At 70.3% G+C, this 15,268-nt stretch carries 14 protein-coding genes; 6 read left to right on the top strand and 8 right to left on the bottom strand.

Annotated elements, in window-relative coordinates; genetic code table 11:
• Positions 1-12: 12 nt before the first annotated feature.
• The 4 genes from Q8W67_RS13645 to Q8W67_RS13630 form a co-directional block, all read right to left on the bottom strand.
• The gene (locus Q8W67_RS13645; protein ID WP_305546292.1) at positions 13-714 is read right to left on the bottom strand and encodes a haloacid dehalogenase type II; all 702 of its coding nucleotides are present in this window, start codon (positions 712-714) and stop codon (positions 13-15) included.
• Positions 711-1,775, bottom strand: a complete 1,065-nt coding sequence (trpS, locus tag Q8W67_RS13640) for a tryptophan--tRNA ligase (protein ID WP_305546290.1) — start codon at positions 1,773-1,775, stop codon at positions 711-713. The genes Q8W67_RS13645 and trpS overlap by 4 nt, the downstream gene beginning before the upstream one ends.
• Before the next feature lie 93 nt (positions 1,776-1,868).
• Positions 1,869-2,630, bottom strand: coding sequence for an endonuclease III (nth, locus tag Q8W67_RS13635; RefSeq protein WP_305546288.1), 762 nt, complete (start codon positions 2,628-2,630; stop codon positions 1,869-1,871).
• 110 nt (positions 2,631-2,740) lie between these two features.
• Entirely contained in the window at positions 2,741-3,484 is a 744-nt protein-coding gene (locus Q8W67_RS13630; RefSeq protein WP_305546286.1) for a GyrI-like domain-containing protein, read from the bottom strand.
• Between the two features lie 211 nt (positions 3,485-3,695).
• Here Q8W67_RS13630 and dapF point away from each other — a divergent pair, with 211 nt between their 5' ends.
• Together dapF and mtaB are read left to right on the top strand one after the other, a co-directional pair.
• Positions 3,696-4,583, top strand: a complete 888-nt coding sequence (dapF, locus tag Q8W67_RS13625) for a diaminopimelate epimerase (RefSeq protein WP_305546284.1) — start codon at positions 3,696-3,698, stop codon at positions 4,581-4,583.
• A complete protein-coding gene (gene mtaB / locus Q8W67_RS13620) occupies positions 4,583-5,809 on the top strand; it encodes a tRNA (N(6)-L-threonylcarbamoyladenosine(37)-C(2))-methylthiotransferase MtaB (protein WP_305546282.1) in 1,227 nt (408 codons plus the stop codon). The genes dapF and mtaB overlap by 1 nt, the downstream gene beginning before the upstream one ends.
• Positions 5,810-6,029: 220 nt before the next feature.
• Here the strand turns inward: mtaB and Q8W67_RS13615 are convergent, their stop codons facing one another.
• Positions 6,030-7,526: an ATP-binding protein gene (locus tag Q8W67_RS13615; RefSeq protein WP_305546280.1), complete on the bottom strand. Its 1,497-nt coding sequence runs from the start codon at positions 7,524-7,526 to the stop codon at positions 6,030-6,032.
• 142 nt (positions 7,527-7,668) lie between these two features.
• Here Q8W67_RS13615 and Q8W67_RS13610 point away from each other — a divergent pair, with 142 nt between their 5' ends.
• The 4 genes from Q8W67_RS13610 (at position 7,669) to dksA (ending at position 12,089) form a co-directional block, all read left to right on the top strand.
• Entirely contained in the window at positions 7,669-8,916 is a 1,248-nt protein-coding gene (locus Q8W67_RS13610; RefSeq protein ID WP_305546278.1) for an Hsp70 family protein, read from the top strand.
• Between the two features lie 104 nt (positions 8,917-9,020).
• A complete protein-coding gene (locus Q8W67_RS13605) occupies positions 9,021-10,394 on the top strand; it encodes an MBOAT family protein (protein ID WP_305546276.1) in 1,374 nt (457 codons plus the stop codon).
• 2 nt (positions 10,395-10,396) lie between these two features.
• Positions 10,397-11,413: a hypothetical protein gene (locus tag Q8W67_RS13600; protein WP_305546274.1), complete on the top strand. Its 1,017-nt coding sequence runs from the start codon at positions 10,397-10,399 to the stop codon at positions 11,411-11,413.
• 256 nt (positions 11,414-11,669) lie between these two features.
• Positions 11,670-12,089 (top strand): RNA polymerase-binding protein DksA, encoded by a 420-nt coding sequence (dksA, locus tag Q8W67_RS13595; RefSeq protein ID WP_305546272.1) that lies wholly within the window; start codon positions 11,670-11,672, stop codon positions 12,087-12,089.
• 50 nt (positions 12,090-12,139) lie between these two features.
• Here dksA and Q8W67_RS13590 read toward each other — a convergent pair whose 3' ends face one another.
• From Q8W67_RS13590 to Q8W67_RS13580, 3 genes are read right to left on the bottom strand one after another with little or no spacing between them, the layout of a single operon-like run.
• Positions 12,140-13,852 carry a TadE/TadG family type IV pilus assembly protein gene (locus tag Q8W67_RS13590; protein WP_305546270.1) on the bottom strand — a complete coding sequence of 571 codons (1,713 nt, stop codon included), beginning with the start codon at positions 13,850-13,852 and terminating at the stop codon, positions 12,140-12,142.
• Positions 13,836-14,483 (bottom strand): TadE/TadG family type IV pilus assembly protein, encoded by a 648-nt coding sequence (locus Q8W67_RS13585; protein ID WP_305546268.1) that lies wholly within the window; start codon positions 14,481-14,483, stop codon positions 13,836-13,838. The genes Q8W67_RS13590 and Q8W67_RS13585 overlap by 17 nt, the downstream gene beginning before the upstream one ends.
• Complete coding sequence (locus Q8W67_RS13580) at positions 14,477-15,016, bottom strand: TadE/TadG family type IV pilus assembly protein (protein ID WP_305546266.1); 540 nt, start codon at positions 15,014-15,016, stop codon at positions 14,477-14,479. Before Q8W67_RS13580 ends, Q8W67_RS13585 begins: the two co-directional genes overlap by 7 nt.
• Positions 15,017-15,268: the final 252 nt, after the last annotated feature.

Here is a 15,268-nt window from a genome sequence, read left to right as displayed (position 1 = left end):
CCCGCCGTTCTCTCAGCAGCCGAGCTGGTCGGCCAGCTCTGCCAGATCTTGGGCCGCGTAGGTGACCGGAACCTTGGGCGCGGTCTCGCCGCCCCCCGGCCCGTGCTCCCGCGGCCGGGCGATATGGGCGGTGGACAGGCCGTGGCTCGCCGCCGCCGCGAGATCGTCCGAATGGGCGGCGACCATCAGGGTCTCCGCCGGGGCGAAGCCGAAGGCCGCCACCGCGTCGCGGTACAGCGCGGGTTTCGGCTTGTAATCGCGGGAATAGCCGGCGCCGAGGATCGCGTCGAAGACCAGCCCGTTGCGCCGGGCGAGGTCGGCCATCAGCCGGACATGCCCGTTCGAGTTCGGCGCCAGGAGGTGGCGCGCCCGGAGCCGTCTCAGGGAGTCCGGCACCTCGGGCCACGTGTCGAGCCGATGCCAGGCCTGGACCAGTTCGCGCCGCACCGCGTCGGGGACGCCCGCGATGCCGAACCGCGTCAGCACCTCGGGGAGCGATTCCGCCTGGAGCGTGTCGAGATCGACAAAGGGCCGCGCGCCGGAACGGACCGTCTCCATGGAGGGCCCGTAGCGGCCGCGCCACGCATCCGCGAAGGCGCCGGCATCGAGGGACGGCGCGTACGGGGCGAGCAGCCGCGCGGCCTCCCGGGCGACTCCGGAGCGCCAGTCGACGAGCGTCCCGAAGACGTCGAAAACGAGCGCCCGGACGGTCACCGCACCGCCTGCAGGCTCGGACCCCGCCGCACGAAGCCGACGATGTCCTTGACCGCGTCCAGCGTCTGGGCGGCGATCGTCTCGGCCCGCCCGGCGCCGTCGGCCAGCACCGCATCGATGTGGCCCGGATCGGCCGTGAGCCGGCGCATCTCCCCGGCGATCGGCGCGAGGCTCGTCACCGCGAGGTCGGCGAGCGCCGGCTTGAAGGTCGAGAACTGGGCGCCGCCGAAATCGCGCAGCACCTCCTCGCGCGTGATGCCGGCGAGCGCCGCATAGATGCCCACGAGGTTGTCCGCCTCCGGCCGGTCCTTCAGTCCCGCCACCTCGGAGGGCAGCGGCTCCGGATCGGTCTTCGCCCGGCGGATCTTCTGGGCGATGGTGTCGGCCTCGTCGGTGAGGTTGATGCGCGCGTTGTCGGACGGATCCGACTTCGACATCTTTTTGGTGCCGTCGCGCAGCGACATCACCCGGGCAGCCGGACCGCCGATCAACGGCTCGGTGATCGGGAAGAACGCATCGCCGTGGCCGTGCGCCGCGATCGACCCCGAGAAGTCGGTGTTGAACTTCTGCGCGATGTCGCGGGTCAGCTCGAGGTGCTGCTTCTGATCCTCGCCCACGGGGACATGCGTGGCGCGGTAAGCCAGGATGTCGGCCGCCATCAGGACCGGGTAGTCGTAGAGGCCGATCGAGGCGTTCTCGCGGTCCTTGCCGGCCTTCTCCTTGAACTGGGTCATGCGGTTGAGCCAGCCGAGGCGGGCCACGCAATTGAAGATCCAGGCGAGTTCGGCGTGCTGCGGCACCTGGCTCTGGTTGAACACGATCGAGCGGGCGGGATCGATGCCCGAGGCCAAGAACGCGGCCGTGACCTCGCGGATCTGGCCGCGCAGCGCCTCCGGGTCCTGCCAGACGGTGATCGCGTGGAGATCGACCACGCAGTACAGGCACTGCGCGTCGCGCGCCTGCATCTCCACGAAGCGCTTCACCGCCCCGAGGTAGTTGCCGAGGTGGAGGTTGCCGGTGGGCTGGACGCCCGAGAAGACCAATTCGGTGAACGCGGCCATCGGCGCCGATCCTGAACAGTAAAGGGCCGGGGCTCTGCGCCTGCCGGGCGCGGGGTTACTCGCACCCGGGGCGTGGACCGGTCAAGGATGCCGTCACGGCTCGCGCGCCGAGAGAGCCGCGCTCGGGCAGAGGTCGACCAGGACGCAACGCCCGCAGGCGGGGCGCCGATGGTGGCAGACCTGCTGACCGTGCAGCATCAGGATCTCGTGATTGTCGTAGAGGTCCTGGGCGCTCCAATCCGCGGGCAACTGCGCCCGCAGGATCGCGTGCGACGGCCCGACATCGATCCGCGGGCCGATCAGGCCGAGGCGCTGCGCGACCCGGTGGTGGTGGCTGTCTACCGGCAGGGCGGGCATGCGAAGCGTCGAGAACGCCAGCACCGCGGCACTGGTCTTCGGGCCGATCCCCGGGATCGCCTCCAGCCACGCGCGTGCGGTCCCGACATCCATACCCGCCAGGAAGGCGAGATCGAGGGTGCCGCATCGCGCCCGCACGGCACCGAGGACATCGCGGATCCGCGGCGCCTTCAGCTCGGGCCACGTCACGCCGGCGATGATCGCCTGGATCTCCGGCACCTTCGCGTCGATCACCGCGTCCCAGTCCGGGTAGCGTGCCCGCAGTGCCTTGAAGGCCCGACCGGATTCGGCGTTGCGGGTGCGGTGCGACAGGAGCGAGGAGACCAGCTCGCTCAGCGGATCGAGGCTGTGGAAATACGGAATCGGGCAACCGTAGACCGGGCACAGACGGGCGTGGACTGCGAGCGCCTTCGCCGCGGCATCGGGATCGATCGGCGCGGAAGTGGATCTGCGGCGCGCGGGGAGGGCGGCGACCGCTCGGTCAGCGGCAATGGGCATGACGGACGAATCCGCGAGCCGCCGCCGCTGTTCCTGGCGGCGACGAGGAGCGGCGATCTGTCTAACGCCGACCCCGGGGGCCCGGCCCGTCCGGACCCGGTGCCCAGGGCCTATTTGAGCAGGGCGTAGATGTTCACGTCGAGATTGTCGTCGGTGCCGTCCTTCAGGTCGGTGGCGTATTCCTCGACGAACCGGTCCTGCACGACGATGTCCTTGGCATCGAGATAGGCCGTCAGGGTCTCGTAGGTGCCGTCGATCGACTCGTAGGAGCCCCGGTGCGCGAAGCGCAGGGCCTTGCCGGCGGGCGTCGTGCCGAAATGCAGGCCGTCTGCCTCCGCGGGCGCCTGGGCCGGGGCGGCCGCCACCGGGATCATCGCCTCGAATTCGAAGCCGTCATCGTCGGTACGCGTGAACACCGCCAGCGGCCGGCCTGCGGGTGCGACGCCGATCTTGGCGAGGTCGGCCTCGATCCGCGCAAATGCCTGCCTGAGGTTCGGCACGGCCTCCTCCCACTTGGTCTTGCCCGAGAGGATCGCGGCGGGCTTGGCCGGCAGAGTCACCTCGTCGACGTCGCCGGGCTCCCCCGGCTTGTCGGCGAGCGTCGGACGCCCGGGCGTCCCCACGGCGGCCTGGCCGGCGGGAGGGAGCGCCACCGCCTGCTCAGGGGCCGGGGCCGCGCTCTTGCCCGGATCGGGGACCGGGTTCGGGGCCGTCGTCGTCGGCAGCGGACTCGTCTGGGCCGGCGCCGGCGCTGTCGAGGGCGGCGGCGCGGGCTGCTGCTGGGCGGCGAGAGGGCCGCCGGCGACCAGAATCAGGGCGATCGAAAGGGCGACGAGCGGACGAAGGCGGATCACGTATGGCGCTCCGGTCGGGTCCCGGCGGGTCGTCGCATGGGCTCCCGTCGCATAACGTAATGGCGATCCGGCCCGCCCGCGAGGGTGCCGCCTCAGAGAGCCGCTCACGAGAGCCGCGGGTGCGGCGCATCTGCCACGCCACGGCCCCCCCTCGCGCCCGGCGGGCGGTTTTGCCATATAGCCGGCCCATCCCCTCAAGCCGCGTGGCCGCATGAGCGCACTCGCCCACAGACGCTTCCTGAAGATGCACGGCGCCGGCAACGCGATCGTGGTGCTGGACCTGCGCGGGTCGGCGGCCATGGTCCAGCCGGAGGATGCCAGGGCGATCGCGAAGGATCCGGGCTCAACCTTCGATCAGCTGATGGTCTTGCACGATCCCGTGAGCGCGGGCACGGACGCGTTCCTGCGGATCTACAACACCGACGGCTCGGAATCGGGCGCCTGCGGCAACGGCACGCGCTGCGTCGCCTACGCGATGTTCGACGATCCGGCCATGGCCCGCCCCGCCGAGGGCGGCCGGCTGCTGCTGGAGACCGCAGCCGGTCTCCTTGGCGTGCGCCGGGTCTCGGAGCGCGCCTTCACGGTCGATATGGGCCGGCCGAAGCTGGCCTGGGACGAGATCCCCCTGTCCGAGCCGTTCCCCGACACACGGCGCATCGAGCTCCAGATCGGTCCGATCGAGGACCCGATCCTGCATTCCCCAGGCGTCGTGAACATGGGCAACCCCCACGCGGTGTACTTCGTCGAGGACGATCCCGCGTCCTACGACCTCGCCCGGATCGGGCCGATGCTGGAGAACCACCCGCTCTTCCCGGAGCGCGCCAACATCTCCATCGCGCAGGTGACCGGCCGCGAGGCGATCACGCTGCGGGTCTGGGAGCGCGGCGCCGGGCTGACGCTCGCCTGCGGAACCGCGGCCTGCGCTGCGGTAGTGGCGGCCTCGCGCCTGCGGATGATCGGCCGTCAGGCGAACGTCACGCTGCCCGGCGGCGCGTTGTTCGTGGAATGGCGCGCCGACGACCACGTCCTGATGACCGGCCCGGTCGCGCTCGTCGCCGAGGGCACGCTGGCGCCGGAGCTGTTTTCCGGCGCGCGCTGATGGCGGTCGAGACCCTCACCTTCGGGTGCCGGCTCAACACCGTCGAGTCGGAGGCTCTGCGCGTCCATGCCGGCGCGGACGGGCGAGATCGGGTGGTGGTGAACACCTGCGCGGTCACCGCCGAGGCCGGACGGCAGGCCCGCAAGACGATCCGCCGGATCGCCCGCGAGCGGCCCGGGACCGAGATCGTCGTCACGGGCTGCGGCGCCGAGGTCGAGACCGACGCCTACGCGGCGATGCCGGAAGTCGCGCGCCTCGTGGGCAACGCGGAAAAACTCAGGCCGGAGGGCTGGTCTCCGACCGCGACCGGCCCGGGCGCCGTGATGGCGGCCCGGACGATCGCGCCGACGCGGATCGAATCCGTCTCCGGGCATACCCGGGCCTTCGTGCCGGTGCAGAACGGCTGCGACCACCGCTGCACCTTCTGCATCATCCCGTTCGGCCGCGGGATGTCGCGCTCGGTGCCGGCCCCGGACGTGGTCGCGCAGGTCGAGACGATCGTAGCCCATGGCGGCCGCGAGGTCGTCCTCACCGGGGTCGACCTGACCGCCTATGGTCGTGACCTCCCCGGGGCGCCGCACTCCCTCGGCGGCCTCGTGCAAAACATCCTCCGCGCGGTGCCGGACCTCGCCCGCCTGCGCCTCTCCTCGATCGACTCGGTCGAGGCCGACGACGCGCTGCTGGCGGCCTTGGCGGACGAGGCGCGGCTGATGCCGCACCTGCATCTCTCCCTCCAGGCCGGCGACGACCTGATCCTCAAGCGGATGAAGCGCCGTCACACCCGCGCCGACGCGATCCGCTTCTGCGAGACGGTCCGTAAGCTGCGCCCGGGCATTGTGCTCGGCGCGGACATCATCGCGGGCTTTCCCACCGAGACCGAGGCGCAGTTCGCCCGCTCCCTCGATCTGGTGGCGGAATGCGGGCTGACGCACCTGCACGTCTTCCCCTATTCCCCCCGGCCCGGGACGCCCGCCGCCCGCATGCCCCCAGTGCCGGCGGACGCGATCCGCGCGCGCGCGGGCAAGCTGCGCGAGGCCGGTGCGCAAGCCCTGCGGCGGCACCTCGACGCGCAGGTCGGGCGCCGGCTCACCGTCCTGGCGGAGCGTGGTGGCACCGGCCGGAGCGAGGATTTCACCGCCGTGCGACTGGCCGCCGTGGCGGAGCCCGGGACGTTCCACACCGTCGCGATCGCAGCGCACGATGGCACGCGGCTGATCGCCGGCTAGCGATCCGTCGGACGCGCCCGGACGCTGTCATGAGGCGCGCCCTCCCGCTCTTGGAGAACGGTCCCGCCTCGCCGGCCCGCCGAAGGACACGCGCGGCGCTCGCACCTGAGGCGGGCTGCGGAATGGCCGGCACGGTTCGCGAAAACGCGCGCTCACCGGCAACCGGCGCGTTGTCCATGATCCGGGGCTCCCGGGCAACGCCCTCGGCGAACCGAACCTCCTACCCCGCCCGCCGCTTGGGCCCGGTCGGCAGCATCTGCGGCTCGCCCGGTCCGGTCTCGACCCCGAGATCCGGCACCGCGATGATCGGCGCGCCGCGCAGGTCCTTCCGGGTGACGATCGCGCCGCGCTCCTCGAGATAGGCCAGCATCCGCCGGGCCCGGCCGCCCGAGCTGGTGCCGTAGGCGTCGGCCAGTATCGCGTCGGTGGGGCAGGGGGCGCCCTCGATCGCCGCGCGGGCGACCACCAGGAACAGCCCAGCCAAGTCGTCCGGCAGGCCGGCGGCGATCTCCTGCGCCCGCTCCCAGCCGGAATTGTCCGCGACGGCGCCTCCGGCCTCGGCCCGGGCCACCGCGAGCCGCCGCTTGAACTCGGGCAGCCCCATCGTGTCGCCGCGCAGGCGCCGGATGCGGCAGCGGACCGTGAAGTCCTGATAGAGCGTCGCGGGCGTGCACGCCGCGGCGTCCGCATCCGCCAGCACCGAGGCCAGCACCTCGGCGAGGGCCGCCTCCCGCGCCTCCGGGTCCATCGGCTCCTCCTCCGGTTCGTCCGGCGGAGCCGGCGGCCGGTAGCTCGCGAGCTGGACCAGGACGTCCGGGGCAGCCACCGGCCGCGGCTTCGGGCGGGGCTGGATCGGCGTGACGATCTCCTCCGGGCTCGCGGTGAGGATCAGCGCGCGGGCGTCCTCGGTCGGATCGGGCAGGGGGACCAGTACGGGCGACGAGCTGCGGCTCACGGTCAGGGTCGGTCCGACCGCGATGGTGAGGGGCCGCCGCGACAGGGCCGGCCCCAGGGCCACGAAATGCCCGCGCGGCAGGTCGCGGAACGTCTCGGCTTGGCGGCGCTCCAGCCCGAGGAGATCGGCTGCGCGGGCCATGTCGATGTCGAGGAAGGTCCGGCCCATCAGGAAGTTCGAGGCCTCGGCCGCGACGTTCTTGGCGAGCTTGGCCAGCCGCTGCGTCGCGATGATGCCGGCGAGACCGCGCTTGCGCCCGCGGCACATCAGGTTGGTCATCGCCCCAAGCGAGAGGCGCCGCGCCTCGTCGGAGACCTCGCCAGCGGCCGCGGGGGCGAAGAGCTGCGCCTCGTCCACCGCCACCAGCATCGGGTACCAGTGGTCGCGGTCGGCATCGAACAGGCCGCCCAGGAAGGCGGCGGCGGCCCGCATCTGTCCCTCGGCGTCCAGATTCTCCAGCGACAGCACCACCGAGACCCGGTGCGTGCGTACCCGCGCGGCGATGCGCTGCAGGGCGCCATCGTCGCCGTCCGCCTCTACGACAACGTGGCCGTAGCGCTCGGCGAGGCTGGCGAAATCGCCTTCCGGATCGATCACCGCCTGCTGCACGAGGCCCGCGCTCTGTTCCAGGAGGCGGCGCAGCAGGTGCGACTTGCCCGAGCCCGAATTGCCCTGAACCAGGAGCCGCGTGGCGAGCAGTTCGGTGAGGTCGAGGAGCGCGGGGCGCTCGCCGGTCAGGCCGAGATCGATGTCGGAACGCATGGCGCTCCATAGCACGCCGGGCCCGGATCCGGGCACCTCCCGGACATGCTGTCCACGCTTCCCGCCAGCGTGTTGCCCTGGACCCGGACGCCGCGGGGCTGTAGGGGGCGCCCCTCCCAGAACAATCCGGATCCACGACACGATGGCGGCCTGCGGCCTCGATTTCGGCACGTCGAACACCACCCTCGGGCTTGCCGGGGCGGCGGGCCCGACCCTGCTGCCCCTGGAGGGCGAGCACCGGACGATCCCGAGCGCGATCTTCTTCGAGCTCGGCCGGGACCCGATCATCGGCCGGGCCGCCACCGCGGCCTATGTCGATGGCCTGTCCGGGCGGCTGATGCGCGGCCTGAAATCCGTGCTCGGCACGCCCCTGATGGACGAGGCGACCCCGGTCGGCCGGCAGCGCCTCCGGCTGCGCGACGTGATCGCCCGCTACCTCGCGGCCGTGAAAGACCGGGCCGAGGCCGCCTGCGACCGGCCCCTCGACACCGTGGTGCATGGCCGCCCGGTGCACTTCGTCGACGGCGACCCGGAGGCCGACCGGCGCGCGGAGGAGACGCTCCGCGCCATCGCGCGGGAGGTCGGGTTCCGTGAGGTCTCGTTCCAGTACGAGCCGATCGCGGCGGCGCTCGACTACGAGCGCCAGGTCCGGTCCGAGGAGATCGCCCTGATCGCCGATATCGGCGGCGGCACCTCGGACTTCTCGATCGTGCGTCTGTCGCCGGAGCGTCGGGGCCGGACGGACCGGGCCGACGACATCCTGGCCAATGACGGCGTGCGCATCGGCGGCACGGACTTCGACCGGCAGCTCAGCCTCGGAACGGTGATGCCGCTCCTGGGTCTCGGCAGCCCGATGCGGCGGGGCGACCTCGCGGTCCCGAACGCCTATTACCACGACCTCGCGACCTGGTCGGCGATCAACCGCCTCTACAACGCGAAGATCCTCCGCGAGATCGACGAGGTGATCCGCGATTGCGCGAAGCCTGACCTCGTCGGGCGGCTGCGCGCGGCGGTCGAGGGCGAGCGCGGCCACGCGCTGGCGGGGGCGGTGGAGGGCGCCAAGATCGCGGCCTCGGATGCCGGCTCAGTCGAGCTCGACCTCGGCCTTGTGGAGCGCGACCTCATGGCCCGGGTCAGCCGGGAGACCCTGTCGGCGCAGACCGGCGACCTCGCCCAGGCGGTCGCGGCGCGAATCGGGCGCTGCCTCGCGCAGGCGGAGCTGGGATCCGAGCGGATCGACGCCCTGTTCCTCACCGGCGGCTCCACCGGCCTGCCGCATCTGCGCGCCGCGCTGACCGCTGCCCTGCCGGCCGCCCGGGTGGTGGAGGGCGACACGTTCGGCTCGGTGGGCCTCGGCCTGACCATCGAGGCGGCCCGCCGGGCCGTCTGAGCGCACCCGGCAATTGACGGGCCGGCGCCGATCCCCGACAAGGCGTCGCCTCGTGATCGGAGAGACCGGCGGCCCATCCTTCGTCCTCCTCGCCGCCTCGCCCGATGCTGTTCAACTCCTTCGTCTTCCTCCTCGCCTTCCTGCCGGCCGCGCTCATCCTGCACGGGCTGGTGGCGCGCGCGGCGCCGGCATGGCGGCTGCCGCTCCTCGTCGCCCTGTCGTTCGTGTTCTACGGCTGGTGGGACGTCCGCTTCGTGCCGCTGCTCGCCGGCTCGATCCTGGCGAACTGGACCGTAGCCCGGCTCTATCGCCGCTGGCCCGGGCGCTGGCTGATCCCGGCGGCGATCGCCGCCAACCTAGCGCTCCTCGGGGTGTTCAAGTACCTCGACTTCGTCTCCGATCTCGCGAACCTCATCCCCGGCCTCGCGGCGCCGCGGCTCGGGCTCGCCTTGCCGCTCGGCATCTCGTTCTTCACCTTCCACCACATCATGTATCTCGCCGACCTGAGGGCAGGCCGGGCGCCCGCGTTCGGGCTCACCAAGTACGCCCTCTACATCGCCTTCTTTCCGCAGGTTCTCGCCGGCCCGCTCGTGCGCTGGAGCGAGATCATGCACCAGTTCGACGAGCGCCCCTTCGCACGGCCCGATGCCGCCGAGCGCTTTGCCCGCGGGCTGATGCTGCTCACCGTCGGGCTCGCCAAGAAGGTCTTCCTCGGCGACCCGCTGGCGGCCTACGTGAACCCGGTGTTCCAGGCCGCCGCCGCCGGAAAGGCCGTCAGCGTCACGGAGGCGTGGCAGGCGACCCTGGGCTTCACCTTCCAGATCTATTTCGACTTCTCCGGCTACACCGACATGGCGCTGGGCATCGCGCTGCTGTTCGGCCTCGTCCTGCCGCAGAACTTCGACGCGCCCTACCGCGCCATCTCGCTGCGCGACTTCTGGCGGCGCTGGCACATGACCCTGTCGCGGTTCCTGCGCGACTACCTGTACATCCCCCTGGGCGGGAACCGGCGCGGCCTGCCGAGGCAGGTCGGGGCGCTCGCCGCCACGATGACGCTGGGCGGCCTGTGGCACGGGGCGGGGCTGACCTTCCTGGCCTGGGGCGCCCTGCACGGGCTCGGCCTCGGGGCCGGGGTGCTGGCGCGCCGGGCGCGGCTCGCGATCCCGGCGCCGCTGGGCTGGCTGCTCACCAGCGCCTTCGTGGTCCTGACCTGGGTGCTGTTCCGCGCGACGAGCTTCGAGGCGGCGCTCATCGTGTTCAAGGGCCTGTTCGGGATGGCGCCGCACGGCTCCGGATTCAAGTGGCGCACGATCGTGGTCGCCGCCCTGGTCGCCACGGTCGGCCCGACCGCCTGGACGGCGGTCCACCGCCTGCCGCCCCGGCGCCTCCTCGCGTTCGGCTTCGGGCTCCTGTTCGTGCTCGTCCTCCTGAAGATCGGGGACGATGCGAACTACGAGTTCATCTATTTCCAGTTCTGAGGATGAGTCCCGCCCAACCCACACAGGACCGGGACTGGCGCGGCTTCGCTCGCACCCTGTTCCTGTCGATGGCCGGGCTGTTCGCGGCCTATCTCGCCCTCGCGGTGCTGGTCGATCCCTACGACACCGGCCGCTCGACCCTGCTGTCGCGCGGGGCCGTCCGTCCGCAGGGGCCGCGCACCGCCTCGGCGCTCCGCGGCCGCGACCCGGCCTATTCGGGCGCGGTGATCGGCAATTCGCACATCCAGCTCATAGAGCCGGCTGCGCTCAGCCGTCTCACCGGTATCCCCTTCGTTCAGCTCTCCGTGCCGGCGACCGGCCCGTCCGAGCAGTTCGCGCTGCTCGGCTGGTACCTGAAGCACCACGCGCGGCCCCAGGCGCTCGTGCTCTCGGCCGATTCGTTCTGGTGCGCGGACGATCCGTCATTCCCGAGCGAGCACGGGTTTCCATACTGGCTCCTGGCCGACTGGCCCGCCTACCTGCATGGCCTCCTGCGATTCTCCGCCGCCCAGGAGACGATCAACCGCCTCGGCTGGCTCTCGAACCCCCGCCGCAGGAAGGCCGCCGCGGATGGCTGGTGGGACTATGAGTCCAACTATCTCGGGCAGGGCTTCGGCCGCGATCCGGCCAAGAAGGCGGCCCTCGAACGGCCCGTCGGCCCCGAGCCCGAGCCGCATCACGGCGGCCCGTTCCCCGTCGCCGACCGGTTGCGCGCCGAACTCGCGCGGATCCCCGCGGAGACGCCGGTGGTGGTGGTGTTCCCGCCCGTCTACGCCCGCGCCGAGCCGCCGGCCGGCAGCCCCCGGGCGGCCGCCGAATCCGCCTGCCGCGCGCAGGTCCGGTCCGCGCTCGCCGCGCACCCCCTGAGCGCGGTGGTCGATGCGCGCGACGGCCGGCCCGAGGCGGAGAACGCCGACCTGTTCTTCGACCAGACGCATTACCGGCTGCCGCTGGCCCGGACCCTCACCACAGAGATCGCCGCCGCGATCGAGCGGTTGCAGACGCATCCGGCGGAATGAAAGCCGTTGGCGAAAACTTCCGTTGCGCCGCACTGAGCAGAGGGATAGCTCCCCGTCATCGGGAGCCTCGGGAGGTGCTCGAAGCCAGGCACCGTGGCCTGTTTGCCGCAGGTGCCGACGCTTTCGAGACGACGTTCGAGCCCTGCACTGGTGCGCGTTGTAGCGAATATGGGCCTCGACTATACGGCACCTCACGTTATCGCCGCACACCGGCCATCCCCTGGTGGGCGGTTGTATAATCCAGCGAGGGTGACGCATGGCGAAGGTGACGCTGGAGGACGGCTACGTCCCGTCCGACGACGAGCCCTTCATGAATGACCGGCAGCGCGAATATTTCCGGCGCAAGCTCCTGAGCTGGAAGAGCGATATCCTGCGCGAGGCGCAGGACACGCTCGTGGCGCTGCAAAGCGAGAACGAGAACCATCCCGACATCGCCGATCGTGCCTCGTCGGAGACCGACCGGGCGATCGAGCTGCGCGCGCGCGACCGCCAGCGCAAGCTCACCGGCAAGATCGACGCGGCCCTCTCCCGAATCGAGGACGGCTCGTACGGCTACTGCGAGGAGACCGGCGAGCCGATCTCGCTGCGCCGCCTCGACGCAAGGCCGATCGCCACCCTGTCGCTGGAGGCGCAGGAGCGGCACGAGCGGCGGGAGCGGGTCTACCGGGACGACTGAAGCCGGCCCCGTTCGCCAATCGGCGAAACGCTCCTGGGGTGACCGCGTCGCTACTGCGTCAACCGTAGGGCGCCGATGCTCGCCTGGATCTGCTGGAAGGCCCCGATCAGGTCGTCCGCGGTGTTGGCCAGGAAAAACTGGTTCGACGAGGAGGCGCAGTTCTTGAGGAGTGTCTGTCCCGCGGCGTCGATCGGATCGGACGGGATGCTGAAGCCGATCGTGTAGATCGAGATGTTGACCGCCTTCGCGTTGGCGCAGGCCTGTGCCGTCAGCGCGTCGAGCGCGCTCCGGGCGCTGGTGGCATCCGAGATGTTTTGATTCGACGGCGGCAGCCGCGGGTTCGGTGTCGTGCCGTTCGTATTCTGGAAGTAGGCCGACGCGAAGTACAGAGACCCGTTCTGTGAGTACGGGTTCGCCGTCCAACTGTTGGTCCCGTCCGTCATCAGGATGATGATCTTATTGACCGTGTTCGTGTTGGAGCTGCTGGAGCTCGACGCATATGCCGAGCCGTCCGCGAACACGCTGTTCGGCGACAGCGTGCGCCAGCCCCACATGAAACCTTCGTGGATATTGGTGGAGCCGAGCGGCGCCATGCTGCCGATCAGGTTCTTGAGGGTGGTCGTGTTGCTGGTCAGGCGCTGTAGCGGCTTCGTCGTGCAACCGAAATTCGGACCGTTGGGGATCCCCGTCGAGCTGTTCGAGGAGGTCGGCGACGCGTTGCGGGCGTTCAGGTACTTGCAGGCTCGTCCCTCTGCCGAAAAGTAGGATGTGTTGTTTGAGAGCCCTCCGCAGGATCCGGTTCCGTTGCTGTCGTCGATGTAGCTGTTGAAGCTGTAGGCTGTCGGGTTGTTGGTTGGATAACCCGCGTAGCTCGTGCTGCCGTTTCCCGGTTCGTCGGGTGCCAGCAGGGGCACGTAGTACGAATCCTTGTTCGAACTGGTCGGTGCCCCGTCCTGAACGTTCAAAGGGTAGGGCAGCGTCTCGAGGCAGCCGGCCCAGCTCCAGCCGGAATAGGCAGACTGGAGCGCCGTGAAGATATCGAAGCGGCTTTTGAAATTCGCCGTGTTCGGGCTGCTCACGTTGGTCCAGTGGTAGCTGGACTGCCCATTCTGATCGATCCAGCCGGCGTAGCGGTAGGCCGTCGGATCGACCGCGACGGCGCCCGCGAACGGCACGATCGAGATTCGGGTCGCGCTGGAAAACGCGGCGTTGGTGTAGACGTAGTTGACGAAGTTCGTCGCCGCGGTCTGCACCGCCTGAAGCTTCGACTGCCCTCCGCTCGCCTCGGCCATCGATCCCGTGTTGTCGAGCACCAGCGCGATCTCGAAGGTCTTGGGCAGCGGCGTGGCGCATTGCGCCCTGGCACCCGGATTGATGCTGGCCGTCCCGGTGAACTTGCCGAAGAAGACCGTCGAGAGCTTGTGGGCGGTCAGGGTGATCTGGCGCGGGTTGCTGGTGATGGTCAGCGGGTCGACCACGAGGTTCGCCGACCCCATGGCGCCGATCATCGCCGTCTGGGCCAAGGTGTTGAGACTGGTCGCGGTGGTGGCGAGCGGCGTCTGGCACAGGAGGAGCGCCGTGGCATCCGTGGCGGCCTGCAGCTTCGTCTCGAGCCGGGTCGCGAAGCCGTAATCGATCGCCGCGCCGGTGAACATGAGCATCGGCACGCTGAGGAAGGCGAACAGGATCGCGACGTTGCCGCCGCGATCGCGCGCGAGTCCGCTCCGCCAGGGCCGCCGGGTGCGATCAGGGTGCCGAGCCATCACACGCCTTCGTCGTGGTGCCGGGCACGATGACCTCGGTGAAGGTGTTCGACCCGTAGGTTTTGCCGCCGCGGGTCGGCCACGGGACGGTCGCGGCGAACGTGATCTGGTTGCCGATTCCCTTGACGAGCTTGACCAGAGCGCTGCCGAGCATCGGCGTGTAGCTGATGCTGACCTCTGCCAGCACGTAGCGCATGCCCGTCGTCTGGTAGCCCGGCGGCACGACCAGATCGGAGGCGGGGCCGGTGCTCCGGGCCGTGGCGTTGGCGTTGGCGACGCTGGAGCAGACCTGCGGGATCAGGTTCAGCTTGGTGATGTCGACCCCCATCGCGCTCACGACGATCTTCACGTTGGTGGTGTCGAACGGGCGCATCACGTTGGCGGCGGAGGCGATGATGTCGTTCATCAGCGTCGTGCCGATCGGGTTCTGCGTGTCGCCCTGCGCGGTCAGGTCGGCCGCCGTTCGGGCCAGCAGGGTCAGCTTGCGCCATTCGTCGATGGCGTGGGCCAGCTCCGCCATGCCCGCCCAGACCGCCAGGAGGACCGGCAGGATCACGGCGAATTCCGTGATCGCGCTCGCGCGCCGATCCCGCCGCAGCCGTGCGGCCTTGCGGGCGAGGAACCTCAGCACGGGCTCGACCCGGTGATCTGGTAGGGCTCCGTCCGGAACACCGCCGTCGACGTGAGAAGGCTGGATCCCGCGCCAGCGCCGGATGTGAATTTCCGAGTGTTGAGACCCATCAGGTTGAAGAGCGTCGGGAATTGCACCGCCGCCGTGACCACCACGATCGTGCCCGGCTTGGCGCAGGCGTAGTTCGTGCCGAAACTGGTGTTCCACGTCCCCGTGTTTGTATCCACGGGCGTCGAGGAATTGGCCCCCGCGAGGGTACCGACCGTCGCCACGTCGATCTTGACCGCCTGGCAATTGAAGACGTTGGCGATGGTGGCGCTTGTCGGGCCGCACATCGTCGTCTTCAGCGAGGCCAGGAGCGTGGCGGCGTCGGTCTGTCCGGCATTGGCGAGCTGGAACTGTCCGGTGAAGATTGTTCGGACCGCGTTCTGCAGGGCGCGGTCGAAGTTCTGCGTGGCCCAGATCTGAAATGCAATCTGGAACACCGCGCCGACGAGCGCCAGGAACGGCAGCGCGACCAGAGCGAATTCCACTGCGGCTGCCCCGCCCGCGTCGCGCCTCAGACGGTCGAGAAGGCAACCTAACGTCAACTTATTGTGGGGTACTCTTGATACTCGTCGCGTCATGCGCCTTAAACGCTGCCTGAAGACCAGCTTTGGCGGTGATGTGTTACCAATTATTTGCGAAAGTCTTAATCGATTTGGGCGGATCGCATGCGTCTCAAATATTTCTGAAGGGATTGCGCGTTTGTGATTCGGAATGGTCCGGCCCGGCGAGCGACCGCC

Source organism: Methylobacterium sp. NEAU K (genome assembly GCF_030700285.1).
Classification (GTDB): Bacteria; Pseudomonadota; Alphaproteobacteria; order Rhizobiales; family Beijerinckiaceae; genus Methylobacterium.
The sequence above is the reverse complement of the archived record's forward strand: the minus strand, read 5'-3'. Positions and strand labels throughout refer to the sequence as shown.

Bases quoted from the DNA above. Each gene is read 5' to 3' on its own strand.
- nth (WP_305546288.1), bottom strand. From the start codon at position 2,630: ATGCCCATTGCCGCTGACCGAGCGGTCGCCGCCCTCCCCGCGCGCCGC.
- Q8W67_RS13600 (WP_305546274.1), top strand. From the start codon at position 10,397: ATGAGTCCCGCCCAACCCACACAGGACCGGGACTGGCGCGGCTTCGCT.
- Q8W67_RS13610 (WP_305546278.1), top strand. From the start codon at position 7,669: ATGGCGGCCTGCGGCCTCGATTTCGGCACGTCGAACACCACCCTCGGG.
- Q8W67_RS13615 (WP_305546280.1), bottom strand. From the start codon at position 7,526: ATGCGTTCCGACATCGATCTCGGCCTGACCGGCGAGCGCCCCGCGCTC.
- dksA (WP_305546272.1), top strand. From the start codon at position 11,670: ATGGCGAAGGTGACGCTGGAGGACGGCTACGTCCCGTCCGACGACGAG.
- Q8W67_RS13605 (WP_305546276.1), top strand. From the start codon at position 9,021: ATGCTGTTCAACTCCTTCGTCTTCCTCCTCGCCTTCCTGCCGGCCGCG.
- dapF (WP_305546284.1), top strand. From the start codon at position 3,696: ATGAGCGCACTCGCCCACAGACGCTTCCTGAAGATGCACGGCGCCGGC.
- Q8W67_RS13590 (WP_305546270.1), bottom strand. From the start codon at position 13,852: ATGGCTCGGCACCCTGATCGCACCCGGCGGCCCTGGCGGAGCGGACTC.
- trpS (WP_305546290.1), bottom strand. From the start codon at position 1,775: ATGGCCGCGTTCACCGAATTGGTCTTCTCGGGCGTCCAGCCCACCGGC.
- mtaB (WP_305546282.1), top strand. From the start codon at position 4,583: ATGGCGGTCGAGACCCTCACCTTCGGGTGCCGGCTCAACACCGTCGAG.